The organism is Streptomyces capoamus (genome assembly GCF_014654935.1).
Classification (GTDB): Bacteria; Actinomycetota; Actinomycetes; order Streptomycetales; family Streptomycetaceae; genus Streptomyces; species Streptomyces capoamus.
In genome coordinates this window covers 138,009-138,331 of sequence record NZ_BNBF01000017.1, presented here as the reverse complement: position 1 = coordinate 138,331, position 323 = coordinate 138,009, and the positions used below count along the sequence as shown (strand labels likewise).

Sequence of the window (323 nt, the reverse complement as noted above, 5' to 3'; positions counted from 1 at the left end):
GGGTGAAGCGGCCGGTGAAGACGTCCCAGAGGATGTGCGGTGCGACGCCCTTGCCGCTGCCGGAGAAGTACGCGCGGAGATCCTCGTAGGGGACGAGGTCGATGGGCTTGGCCGCGGTGGCGTTGCGGTCCCACGTGATGTGCCCGATCGCCTTGGCGGGGCCGCCGTCGGTGGGCTGGTGGTCGCCTATGTCGAGCCGGGTGGCGCCCGGCATCCAGAGGTCGGGCATGTGTCCTCCCAGAGGGGTGCTCTCCTTGGAATCGTAGCCCTCAACACCTCTTCTACCTATGATTCCTAGGCTACAGTTCGATTTGGCTCTTCTG

The 323-nt window shown here is 65.3% G+C and carries 1 pseudogene; it reads right to left on the bottom strand.

Going from position 1 to position 323, the window contains the following annotated elements:
* Positions 1–229, bottom strand: a pseudogene (locus IE312_RS25365) (endolysin); the annotation flags it as partial.
* Positions 230–323 lie beyond the last annotated feature (94 nt).